The following is an 11,636-nucleotide window of genomic DNA, read 5'->3' on the forward strand; positions in this document are numbered from 1 at the left end:
CTTATATAGAAATTGTATACAAAGTGTACGTTTTATTCAATTGTGAATTATTTCCAAGAAGAATCAAAAAAAAAAATAGGAGTGTGCATAGCACGCCCCTATTTCTACTGATTAAACATTTTGAAAATATCCTTTTATTTTATGCTAGTCGTTTTTCCATTTCCTCAAATTGCTTTTCTACTTTTGGATTTGAATTTGAAGTTAATAGACTAACTATAATAACTGCTAATAAACTGAAAAAGAAACCTGGAACCATTTCATATAAGTTAATCGCTTCTTTAATCGCATCCAAGCTGATCCAAATGATAACAGTTGCTGCCCCTACTACCATGCCTGCAAGTGCACCCCAGCTAGTCATTCTTTTCCAGAATAAACTTAATAATATAGCTGGTCCAAATGCAGCACCGAAGCCTGCCCAGGCATTACCAACAAGATTTAGAATCGTATCATTAGGTGTTAACGATAATAGTAATGATACAATCGCAACGATTAATACAGCTAGTCTACCAATACGAACAAGCTCTTTATCAGATGCATTCTTTTTACCAAAGATACGATAAAGATCTTCCGTTAAAGCACTTGCAGTTACTAAAAGTTGAGATGAAATAGTACTCATAATCGCTGCAAGTATAGCAGATAACAAGAATCCCGTAATTAGTGGATGAAATAATGTTTTTGAGAAAAAGATAAAAATTGTTTCTGGATCATCTAATGTTAAGTTGTTAACTGAAATGTATGTAATTCCAACTAGTCCTGTTAATGTTGCACCAACAATCGTAAAAATCATCCATCCCATTCCAATACGACGTGCTGGCTTTAATTCCTTTACAGTTGAAATCGCCATAAATCGAACGATAATATGAGGTTGTCCAAAATAACCTAATCCCCAAGCAAGTAAAGAAACAATTCCAATAAATGACGTTCCAGTAAAGATATTTAATAACTTAGGGTCTATATTTTTAATTTCATCGAAAGCAGGCTTTACTCCACCTACATCTGTAAAAGCAACAAGTGGTACCAAAATTAATGCAATAAACATAATTAGACCTTGAACGAAATCTGTTAAACTTACAGCTAAGAACCCACCAAATAATGTATAGGCAATTACAACAGCAGCTGTAACAATTAATCCTACCTTATAATCGATTCCGAAAGCTGACTCAAATAATGTACCTCCAGATACAAAACCAGCTGAGCAATAAAGTGTAAAGAAAATGATAATAACAACAGCTGAAGTAATTCTTAAAATTCGAGTTGAATCTTGGAATCTTTTTTCAAAGAAATTAGGTATTGTAATTGAATTATCGGCTACTTCAGTAAATACACGTAGTCGAGGTGCTAAAAGTAAATAGTTTAAATAGGCTCCAATCGTTAATCCAATAGCAATCCATGCAGATGAGATACCAGTCGCGTACATTGCACCAGGTAATCCCATTAACATCCATCCGCTCATATCGGCTGCACCAGCTGAAAGAGCAGTTACTGCAGGTCCAAGACCACGATCACCAAGCATATACTCAGATAAACTATCAGTAGATTTTTTGTAAGCGTAAAAACCTATAACTAACATAAAAATAAAGTAAATAGAAATTGATATTAGTACTTGCGTATCCATTTTATCCCCCCGTTTTAGCAACCTCTTACAATCTGATTATATTTTAGTCTTCGTCCTTTACATCTATGTCTTCAGGAATTGGTTCGGTATAGTAATCAGCAATCATTTTTTTTGCTTTTTCCATTTGTTCTAAGTGATTGTTAAATTGCTCTTTGTAGATTAAATATTGTTCACCGTCATGGACTACTCTAATTTTTTGTTCTTGAATCAATTGTTTAATATAAGATTCATCAAGATCTAAGTATTCCGCTGTTTCTTTAATTGTTAAATACATTTTGTTCTCCTTACCTACTCATTCGTACATTATCTTACTATAAATTTTGAAAGTTTTTTTGTTTGTTATTCATATACAATTACCTAGAACTCTGTTGGTGTGCCCTGGTGAAAATACATTTTCCATTGACCGTCTTTAAACTTCCAAATTGAACTACGTAAGGAATGTTGTTTTTTTATTTCATTAAATATTCGATAGGTCACTAGAGTAATGTCGTCTGATAATGGATGAATTTCAAAATCACTTAATGTCATTTTTACGATTCCAATGCCATTTTCTAATTGATCATCTTTATATAAAACTCTACCTGAACTCCCGAATTCAAAAAATTCATCGGCTAGTAGAATTTTAAGTTCAATTTGTGAGGTGCGAATTTCTGGTTTAAGTAATTTTTCTTCTAACATACAAAGATGTTCTTTTAAAAAATGTAATCCTTCCATTATTCATTCACCTTCTTCGATTTATTTAGATTAATATTAATTAGTAAGCTTTACCCCAATAGACCATTACATCTGTTTTCTTTCCACAGCAGACACATGTGTCAGCAAGTTGTTCTTGTTCAAATGGAATACATCTTGAAGTTAAGCCAGCTTCTTCTTTAATTTGTTCTTCACAAGCTAGATCCTGACACCACATTGCTTTAATAAAGCCTTGTTTTTCTTCACTGTTTTGTTTTAGCTCATCCATTGAAGTCGCTTCATATGTTTTTTCTGTACGATTGTTTAATGCTTTTTCGTAAAGAGATGCTTGGATTTCTTCAAGTAATTTTGTAATATTTTCTTCTAAAGCGTCTAATGAAACAATCGTTTTTTCTCGGGTGTCACGTCTTACTAAAACTGCTTGATTTTTTTCAATATCTTTTGGCCCAATTTCAACACGAACTGGAATTCCTTTCATCTCATATTCGTTAAATTTCCAACCTGGCATTTTATCAGAAGTATCAATTTTTACTCGAGCAATCTTTGAAATACGATTTTTTAATTCAGTTGCCTTTTGGATAACGCCTTCTTTATGTTGAGCAATTGGAATCACCATGACTTGAGTTGGAGCCACTTTTGGAGGTAATACTAAACCGCTGTTATCACCGTGAACCATAATTAAAGCACCGATTACTCTTGTTGTCATACCCCAAGAAGTTTGGTGTACATATTGTCTTTTAGAGTTTTTGTCTGTGTATTGAATATCAAATGCTTTTGCAAATCCATCTCCAAAGTTATGAGATGTACCACTTTGTAATGCCTTCCCATCGTGCATTAAGCTTTCAATTGTATAAGTAGCTTTTGCACCTGCGAATTTTTCTTTTTCTGTTTTTTGACCTTTAATAACAGGAATTGCTAAGAAGTCTTCTAAGAAATTAGCATAAACATTTAGCATTTGAATTGTTTCTTTTTGTGCTTCTTCAGCGGTTGCATGTGCTGTATGACCTTCTTGCCATAAGAATTCAGTCGTTCTTAAAAATGGTCTTGTTGTTTTTTCCCAGCGAACAACTGAGCACCATTGATTATATAATTTTGGTAAGTCATTATAGCTTTCAACTGTTTTTGAAAAATGCTCACAAAATAGTGTTTCTGATGTAGGACGAACTGCTAATGGTTCAGCTAATTCATCATGACCACCATGCGTTACCCATGCAACTTCAGGTGCAAATCCTTCTACATGATCAGCTTCTTTTTGTAATAAAGATTTAGGGATAAATAATGGCATATATACATTTTCATGATCTGTTTGTTTAAATTGAAAATCTAATTCTTTTTGGATATTTTCCCATAGTGCATAACCATAAGGTCTTATAATCATACAACCTTTTACACTTGAGTAATCGACTAATTCTGCCTTTTTTACGATATCTGTGTACCATTGTGCAAAATCAACATCCATATCTGTAATTGCTTCAACAAATTTTTTTGTAGTCATTTTCTCTACTCCTAATCAATTTTTAGAAAATAAAAAACGCGCGAGAATAATCTATAAGGGACCATTCTCGGCGTTACCACCCTAATTATTATATAGAAAATACGAAATAAGCAGATGATAAACAAAAAACGCCATGAATGATCAAAAGGGACCATTCATGGCGTTACCACCCTACTTATTATGTAAAAGCTCTACATAATCTCTTAACATCTTTAACGGGAAAACCGCTGTAGCCTACTTTTATTTCGGTACAGAGACTCCAAGGCTGGTTCAGAATACTTGCTTTAGGAATTTGCACCGACCATTCCCTCTCTAAAAAGCTTATAAACTTACTATTCCTTTTCTAAGTCGTTTATTAATTTAAAGTTATAATACGTGAACTAATTGTATCTGTCAATGTGTATTATACCCATTTTTTTAAAATTTCTTACATTTCTTACTATATTGCCTCATTTTTTACTTCTTTTGTTCGTTTCTTTGGTAAAGGTACTTCAGATAGCAGCATGCCACCTACAATAAAAGTCCCACCGATAATTGTTTGGATTGATAATGTTTCATTTGCAAAAAGTACTGCTGTAAATGCGGCAAAAACAGGTTCAAAAATAAAAATTAATGCTGCTTTCGTTGATGAAATATGTTGTTGAGCAAACATTTGAACCCAAAATGCGATACTCGTACAGAATACTGCAGTGACAATCACTGCAAAAATGAATGTCGGGTTGACCCAAAGTTCTTTAGAAAATGAAACGGAAGTATCTTCAAAAATTAGAGAAAAAATCGTACTACTAATGCCAACTGTTGCTAGTTGAATCGTTGTAAAGGTGATTGGATCCATTTGCTTCGTATACTTTCCTGATAAAATAATATGGAAAGCAAATGCAACCGACCCAATTAGTGTTAGTACATCTCCAAGATTTACAGAGAATGAGTCACCTAACGTTAAGAAACTTAGTCCTAGTAATGCAATTAAACACGCGATTACGGTAGACCAGTTAGAACGTTCTTTATAGACTAAATATAAAAGAACAGGTACTAATACAACACATAGACCAGTAATAAAACCTGATTTTGATGAAGTTGTATACTTCAATCCAAATGTTTGAAGTAAATACCCTAAAAACAACATGAATCCAATACCACTAGTTATAACGATTTGTTTAACCGTTAATTTAGTTTTTTGTTTTCTTTTAACTAAAAATGGCAAAAGGACTAAAGTTGCGAGGATAAATCGAAATGCGTTAAATGCAAACGGTTCAACGTATGCAATCGCATTTTGGACTACTACAAATGTTGTGCCCCAAAGTAATGTTACGATAATTAATGAGATGGTAGCTATTCTATCTATTCTCAGGTCTCTCATCCCTCTCCATATAGTTGGTCCCATAAAATTGCAAGTAAAGAAAACTCGTAGATTGACGAGCCTAATTGGCGACTACGTTGAATTTACTTCATTACTACCAATTTATTCCTACTTAACGTAAAAAAAGATGTGAAATTACCACATCCAAGTACTTTAATTTTTATTGGTTCCACATTTAATTATATCTTTATTTTATCATAGTGTGTAATGAATTTGTCTCATAACTGTAAAATTTCTCTATCTTATGATAGTTTTTATGGAAATTTTGTCCAAAGCTTGATTAGTTCATGATTGACTCAACGAATCCTCATCCATATACTTAAATACAGAAAAATAGGAAAAGGTGATTGGATGGATTTTGAAATTACATATTTATCGTTTTATGTTGTTACTGTTGAAGGTAAAGGTGAACAATCCGATAAACGATATAAACATTTCCAAACATTAGATGAATCAATGTTTGAAGAAAGCGCATTGAAAGGCTTTTTAGAAGGTGAACTTGAACGAATTGTAAATCGAAAAGTTGAAAAACATCCAAAATCTGATTCTGTACCTACAAAATTAGGTCACTTTATCGTCGAAGAAGGCCACTCTCTAGACTCAAATCCAAATTATAATTTATTCCAGCGAATAATAGATGCAAAATCAATTGAAGATTTTAAAGCTGAAAATGAGACTTTAGTCATTAATTACATTGATACTAGTGCAGTTCGCGGAGGAGCATTTTTAGTTATTCAAGCGAAACTAAGAAAATATTTTGATGATCCATTCTTATTTGTATTAAAATGCGATTTTGAACCAAAAGTAGCCTCCATTTCAGATGAATCCACTCTCATTAAAACTGTTGAAATGGCGATTACAACAAAAAATATGAAATCAATTCAATACCCTTATATGGAAGAATTAGGGATGATCTCAGAAAGTGAATTAAAAATCCATCAAGCATCACACGCAAGATATTTTGAAGACTTTTTAAAATTTGTTTCCTATTCTGAATCAATGCCTGAAATTGTAAAAACTCAAGTAATGGAAATGGTTTATGACAAAATTGAAGATGTATTTGAAGAGGAAAGTGTTGAAAGACAACAATTCGATGCAGCAATGGAAGTATGGGCAGCAAGTCCTAAACGTGAAATTCAAGAGCATTTTACACCCAATGAAGTAATCGAAGCAGCGGCACAAATTGTGGAACATACACCAGAAATTGAATTATCATTTAAAGCGGATCATTTTTCTATTAAAGGATTACTAGCTGATTTCGGTGATAACCTCCATATTGCGAAAGTAAACGGTCGATATGTCGTAATTTTAGAAGCTGATACATTGCAATTTGAGAAAGGATTTTCTCCGATTGAGTTTTTGAAGCCGGACGAATTGGATGATGTAATTGAGCGAATTGGTCAGAAAGTAAATATTCCTGGATATTGAACGATTGAATAACTCAGTAAAAAATTAATATAATAAAAACTTAAAAGACAGTTGGCTATTACTAGCTGGCTGTCTTTTCGATTTCAACTAGATTGCTTTAGGGGTCAACATCTAAAGTGAACGCCTTTAGAATGTAGGTAAATACATTCTAGGCTATTATCAAATTAAATCTTTACCCGCTCCACCTGAACCAATTACTATAATTTTACTTTGTCCACCGTTATATATAATCTTCCAATTCCTACTTACAACTTTAATTCTGTCTTCTTATATTTTTTAAGTTTTCTATCTTAATATAATATATGTTAACCAAAATAAATATTTAGTTGACATATATTTCAAGTTTCATTAATATGATAATAGTTATCAGAAAACTGACATTAGGAGAATTAAAATGAAAATCAAAGAAATTACATTTGTAGCAATGTTTGCAGCAGTTATGGGTGTCCTTGGACAAGTTCCTCCGATTATGTTATCCTTTACACCAGTTCCAATTACTTTACAAACACTTGGTGTTCTTCTAACTGGTGGTGTTTTAGGTGCAAGATTAGGTGCACTAAGCCAAACCATCTTTTTATTACTAGTTGCAGTTGGAATGCCGCTTCTATCCGGTGGTCGTGGTGGTTTTAGTGTATTTGCAGGACCAAGTGTTGGTTATTTAATTTCATGGCCTATTACGGCTTTTGTAATTGGGTATTTATTATCTCGTTTTAAAGCGTTAAAATTAAAACATGTCTTATTCATTAACTTGACTGTTGGAATTCTATTAATCTACTTAATCGGTATCCCAATTCAAGCGGTTATGATGGGAATTCCAGTTATGACAGCGGTTAAATTAAGTTTAGTTTATATTCCAGGAGATGTATTAAAAGCGATTCTTGCTTCAATATTAGTATTCAAACTAAGACAACAACCAGTTTTTTCAAGCTCATTGACAAAAAACTATTCAAAACAATCAACTGAAAATATGTAAATCTTTGGGACACGCTTGTTGTGTCTCTTTTTTATAGAGGTGATTATAAATGGCAAATATTACAGAAACCTATCAGAAAAACGCTATATTGTCCCCTGACAAAATTGCAATCCATACGAGTAATCAACAAATCAGTTATAAGGAATGGAATCAATTAATTAATCAAACGGCTAATTGGCTACACTCTTTTCGATCAAATTCCAAAACAATTGGTATTCTTTTACCGAATGGTACCTCTTTCTTACAGATGTTTTCAGGAGCGTCTAAAGCGGGTTGGATCGCTGTTCCGTATGATATGAAATGGAATCTAGCTGATTTGGAAAAAAGGGTAAAACTTTCGAATCCTTCGATCATTGTTACAACAAAAGATATGTACAATAAGATTCATTCACTCCTTCCAAATGTGAAGGTTTTAGATGAAATCTTATTAGAAATTGCTCAATTTGATTCCTTCTCTTCTATGGAAATAAATGAAAACTTACCTTTCTATGTGGGATTTACTTCAGGTACAACTGGGAGCCCGAAAGCATTTATCCGTTCTCAAGATTCATGGGTTGCTAGCTTTGATTGCAATCGCTTTGACTTTGGATTAGATGAAGCGGATCAAACTCTTATACCTGGAGCTTTAATCCATTCTCATTTTCTATATGGTGCCATCAGTACCTTATATTTAGGTGGAACAGTTATTCTTTTAGAAAAGTTTTCTCCTTTAAATGTAATATCACGAATCAATTCTTTTCCTATTACGACAGTTTATGTTGTTCCGACAATGATCGAAGCATTAATAAAAGAAGGTATTCAAGTCGATCAAGCGATGAAAATACTTTCGTCCGGTGCAAAGTGGACTGAAAAATCTAAAATTGAATTTCGTCATTTGTTTCCTGCTATGACGATCTACGAATTTTTTGGCGCTAGTGAGCTAAGCTTCATTACCGTTTTGTCGGATCGAGATGGTGTTGATAAGGCAAAAACGGTTGGGAAACCTTGTTATGGTGTGGAGTTACAAATTCGTCGACCAGACCAAGAGTTAGCTAAACCGAATGAAACTGGAAAAATATATGTGAAAAGTAAATATTTAATAAATGGGTATTTTGAGGAAAATGAAAGAACCATTCATTCTATTCAAGATGATGATGGCTGGGCTACTGTTCATGATATGGGCTTTATTGATGAAGACGGTTTTTTAACAATTAACGGACGTGAAAAAAATATGATTCTATACGGAGGTATTAATATATTTCCTGAAGAAATCGAAAAAGTTATTTCTCTTCATCCGGATGTTGAGGAAGTTGCAGTCGTTGGCCTTTCAAACCCGTATTGGGGTCAGATTGTTGCTGCAGTGATCAAAGGCAAATCTAATTCGTTTGAGTTAAAAAGATTTTGTAAGACACACTTATCAGCTTATAAAGTACCTCGTAAATGGTTTTTTCAAAATGAGATGCCGTATACAACTAGCGGAAAGATCGCACGTGCAGAGTTAATTAAACAAATCGAAATGCAGGTGATTAACAATTAAAAGAGCTGTCATTGTCAAAGCAAAGCGAACTCCTATTGGAAAAAAAGGTGGAATTTTACGCGATTTTCAACCACATGAGCTTGCTGCCCCATTGCTCAAGTATTTGGCAATTGAATTAGATGAAAAGATTGATGACATCATTTTAGGAAATGTTGTTGGCCCAGGCGGAAATGTCGCTCGAGTTTCTGCATTGGAAGCGGAACTTTCTCTTACAGTCCCAGGAATCACAATTGATCGTCAATGTAGCGCAGGATTAGAAGCGATTCGAATGGCTTGTTACTTAGTTCAAGGTGGTGCTGGAAATTGTTATCTTGCTGGAGGAGTTGAAAGTACTAGTACCTCCCCATTTCCTGCTAGAGCTAGGTTTTCACCTGACAAAATTGGTGATCCTGATATGGGGATTGCAGCGGAAAATGTTGCTGAAAAATACGGTATCTCAAGAGAAGCACAAGATCAATATGCATTATTAAGTTACACACGAAGCTGGGAATCTCATCATAATGGACACTTCAATGAAGAAATTATTCCAGTTGGTGATGTCGACCGAGATGAAGTATTTTTCAAAAATAGAAAGATGGAAGAACTTTTAAAAAGAGCAAAACCTGTTTTTAAAAAGAATGGTACTGTCACTGCAGCAAATAGTTGTTTAATCCATGATGGAGCCTCCGCTGTTCTAATTATGGAAGAAAATGAAGCGATAAAAAAAGGTTTAAAACCAGTTTTACGATTTGTGGATAGTCAAGTTTCTGGTGTTCATCCTAATTATCCAGGTGCAGCACCGATCCCTGCTATTCAAGAATTATTAAGTAGAAACAAATTAACAGTTGCAGATATTGAACTTTATGAAATAAATGAGGCTTTTTCTTCAAAAGTAATAGCCTGTTCTAAGGAACTTTCCATCCCCACTTCCAAGTTAAATAGTCGTGGTGGTGCATTAACGATCGGTCATCCATATGGAGCATCTGGTAGCATCATGGTCACGAGACTTTTTTATGAAGTACAAAGAAGAAAAAACTTAGAATCAAATTATGTAGTTGCTGCAATTGGAAGTGGTGGTGGAATCGGATTAGCTGTCTTATTCGAGGTCGTAAAATAAAATTAAAAAATCATGAATTAGTAAGAAGTATAAAGAGAGGTAAATATATGAAAGTAATCGGTTCAATTGATCTTCATACACGCTGTAAACATTACCATACAGCAAGAGATATCATTGCCATCAAATTCAAGTGCTGTGATACGTACTATGGTTGTTATTATTGCCATGAGGTAAGTGCTAATCATGAACCAAAAGTCTGGGGCAAAGATGAATGGCAAACAAAAGCAATTCTTTGTGGTAGCTGTCATGAGGAATTAACAATTCAAGAATATCAAGATTGTAACTACATATGTCCTAAATGTGAATCCGATTTTAATCCAGGGTGCAAAAACCATTACCATTTGTATTTTGAGTGAATTTAACTACTCTATTAATTTATGTTTAAGGAGCTGAATATTCAGCTCCTTATTTTTGTTTAATTTTTGTTTAATTTTTGTTTATTTCCCTTAATATTGAAGCTTCATCTTCAGTTATCTTACCGCTTTTTACTTTTTCATCTATTATTTGTAAGATTGATTGTTTAAAATTTTGTTCCATTTTTAATCGTAGTTTTCTTCTTTCTTCCCATGCTTTTTAGTACGGTATTTTAAAATAACATTTTGAACGAATTGATTAAATTTCACTTGTGCTTCAGATAGCAATTTGGCTGAAAAAAGTATTATGCTTTTAGGATGTTCAGAAAGTTGCTTAAAAGAAAAAGGATGGCAGTAGGCCTCCTTTTTTATAAGTGATATTAATCTGTTATGATTGTGTTTGTAGAGCAACTCTTAAACCTAATCCAATATAGACTAAACCAATCGCTTTGCCCATCCATTTTGTTCCTTTTGTTTTTTTACTAAATATTTTTTTGCCAATTACACTTGATAAAAGCACTAGTAAAGTTGTGTACAAAATACTAAGTAATACAAATGTTAAACCAAGAGTTAAAAGTTGAATGAATACTGGATGACCATTATGTTGAACAAATTGAGGTAAAAGTGCTAAGAAAAAAAGTGCGGTTTTAGGGTTTAATACTTCGATCAGCACTGCTTGACGAAAGGAAAGTTTACTATTTACTTCTTTTTGTTCAGTTGATTTTTTACTGTTTTTCGATTTTTTAATGATTGCAGTGATTCCTAAATAAAATAAATAAGCTGCACCTAAATATTTAACGATTTCAAATGCAAATGCAGAAGTCATTAAAATTGCAGAAAGTCCAAATACGGATGCACATGTATGAATTAAATCACCGACAGCAATCCCAACACCTGTTAAGATGCCATTCCATTTCCCACCTTTCATTGTTTGGGATAATGTTAAAAGTACAGCCGGTCCTGGTATTAAAAATAACATTAATACAACTAAAATAAATGATAGCATGACGACCATCTCCTCTCGTTACCTTATATTTAGACTATTATACAACATAATTTTGCAGTAATTGCCTAAATTGTTATTTATTTCAATAAAAAAATAAGCCG

General features: G+C 33.3%; 11 protein-coding genes and 1 other annotated feature. Of the genes, 5 read left to right on the forward strand and 6 right to left on the reverse strand.

Annotated elements, in window-relative coordinates; genetic code table 11:
* Positions 1 to 139: 139 nt before the first annotated feature.
* The 5 genes from putP to CN946_RS11410 all read right to left on the reverse strand — a co-directional run bounded on the left by putP (position 140) and on the right by CN946_RS11410 (position 5,163).
* Positions 140 to 1,615, reverse strand: a complete 1,476-nt coding sequence (putP, locus tag CN946_RS11390; protein WP_098861220.1) for a sodium/proline symporter PutP — start codon at positions 1,613 to 1,615, stop codon at positions 140 to 142.
* Positions 1,616 to 1,658: 43 nt separating this feature from the next.
* Entirely contained in the window at positions 1,659 to 1,889 is a 231-nt protein-coding gene (locus CN946_RS11395; protein ID WP_098861221.1) for an excisionase family DNA-binding protein, read from the reverse strand.
* An 83-nt stretch (positions 1,890 to 1,972) separates the two neighbouring features.
* The gene (locus CN946_RS11400) at positions 1,973 to 2,329 is read right to left on the reverse strand and encodes a nuclear transport factor 2 family protein (RefSeq protein WP_098861222.1); all 357 of its coding nucleotides are present in this window, start codon (positions 2,327 to 2,329) and stop codon (positions 1,973 to 1,975) included.
* 40 nt (positions 2,330 to 2,369) lie between these two features.
* The gene (proS, locus tag CN946_RS11405; protein ID WP_098861223.1) at positions 2,370 to 3,803 is read right to left on the reverse strand and encodes a proline--tRNA ligase; all 1,434 of its coding nucleotides are present in this window, start codon (positions 3,801 to 3,803) and stop codon (positions 2,370 to 2,372) included.
* Between the two features lie 143 nt (positions 3,804 to 3,946).
* Positions 3,947 to 4,158, reverse strand: a binding site (T-box leader).
* 84 nt (positions 4,159 to 4,242) lie between these two features.
* Positions 4,243 to 5,163, reverse strand: a complete 921-nt coding sequence (locus CN946_RS11410; protein ID WP_176547306.1) for a DMT family transporter — start codon at positions 5,161 to 5,163, stop codon at positions 4,243 to 4,245.
* Positions 5,164 to 5,514: 351 nt separating this feature from the next.
* Here CN946_RS11410 and CN946_RS11415 point away from each other — a divergent pair, with 351 nt between their 5' ends.
* The 5 genes from CN946_RS11415 (at position 5,515) to CN946_RS11435 (ending at position 10,532) form a co-directional block, all read left to right on the forward strand.
* A complete protein-coding gene (locus tag CN946_RS11415; protein ID WP_098861225.1) occupies positions 5,515 to 6,591 on the forward strand; it encodes a DUF3900 domain-containing protein in 1,077 nt (358 codons plus the stop codon).
* 394 nt (positions 6,592 to 6,985) lie between these two features.
* A complete protein-coding gene (locus CN946_RS11420; RefSeq protein WP_098861226.1) occupies positions 6,986 to 7,564 on the forward strand; it encodes a biotin transporter BioY in 579 nt (192 codons plus the stop codon).
* Between the two features lie 49 nt (positions 7,565 to 7,613).
* Entirely contained in the window at positions 7,614 to 9,080 is a 1,467-nt protein-coding gene (locus tag CN946_RS11425; protein WP_098861227.1) for an AMP-binding protein, read from the forward strand.
* Positions 9,076 to 10,176 (forward strand): acetyl-CoA C-acyltransferase, encoded by a 1,101-nt coding sequence (locus CN946_RS11430; protein ID WP_098861228.1) that lies wholly within the window; start codon positions 9,076 to 9,078, stop codon positions 10,174 to 10,176. The genes CN946_RS11425 and CN946_RS11430 overlap by 5 nt, the downstream gene beginning before the upstream one ends.
* A gap of 47 nt (positions 10,177 to 10,223) precedes the next feature.
* Positions 10,224 to 10,532 (forward strand): CHY zinc finger protein, encoded by a 309-nt coding sequence (locus CN946_RS11435; protein ID WP_098861229.1) that lies wholly within the window; start codon positions 10,224 to 10,226, stop codon positions 10,530 to 10,532.
* A gap of 385 nt (positions 10,533 to 10,917) precedes the next feature.
* Here the strand turns inward: CN946_RS11435 and CN946_RS11440 are convergent, their stop codons facing one another.
* A complete protein-coding gene (locus tag CN946_RS11440) occupies positions 10,918 to 11,535 on the reverse strand; it encodes a LysE family translocator (RefSeq protein WP_098861230.1) in 618 nt (205 codons plus the stop codon).
* Between the last annotated feature and the right edge of the window lie 101 nt (positions 11,536 to 11,636).

It is taken from the genome of Bacillus sp. AFS053548 (assembly GCF_002575105.1).
GTDB lineage: Bacteria > Bacillota > Bacilli > Bacillales > Bacillaceae_G > Gottfriedia.

Excerpts from the sequence above, each read along its gene's own strand:
- CN946_RS11410 (WP_176547306.1), bottom strand. The coding sequence starts at position 5,163 with ATGAGAGACCTGAGAATAGATAGAATAGCTACCATCTCATTAATTATC.
- putP (WP_098861220.1), bottom strand. The coding sequence starts at position 1,615 with ATGGATACGCAAGTACTAATATCAATTTCTATTTACTTTATTTTTATG.
- CN946_RS11420 (WP_098861226.1), top strand. The coding sequence starts at position 6,986 with ATGAAAATCAAAGAAATTACATTTGTAGCAATGTTTGCAGCAGTTATG.
- CN946_RS11415 (WP_098861225.1), top strand. The coding sequence starts at position 5,515 with ATGGATTTTGAAATTACATATTTATCGTTTTATGTTGTTACTGTTGAA.
- CN946_RS11400 (WP_098861222.1), bottom strand. The coding sequence starts at position 2,329 with ATGGAAGGATTACATTTTTTAAAAGAACATCTTTGTATGTTAGAAGAA.
- CN946_RS11435 (WP_098861229.1), top strand. The coding sequence starts at position 10,224 with ATGAAAGTAATCGGTTCAATTGATCTTCATACACGCTGTAAACATTAC.
- CN946_RS11395 (WP_098861221.1), bottom strand. The coding sequence starts at position 1,889 with ATGTATTTAACAATTAAAGAAACAGCGGAATACTTAGATCTTGATGAA.
- CN946_RS11425 (WP_098861227.1), top strand. The coding sequence starts at position 7,614 with ATGGCAAATATTACAGAAACCTATCAGAAAAACGCTATATTGTCCCCT.
- proS (WP_098861223.1), bottom strand. The coding sequence starts at position 3,803 with ATGACTACAAAAAAATTTGTTGAAGCAATTACAGATATGGATGTTGAT.
- CN946_RS11440 (WP_098861230.1), bottom strand. The coding sequence starts at position 11,535 with ATGCTATCATTTATTTTAGTTGTATTAATGTTATTTTTAATACCAGGA.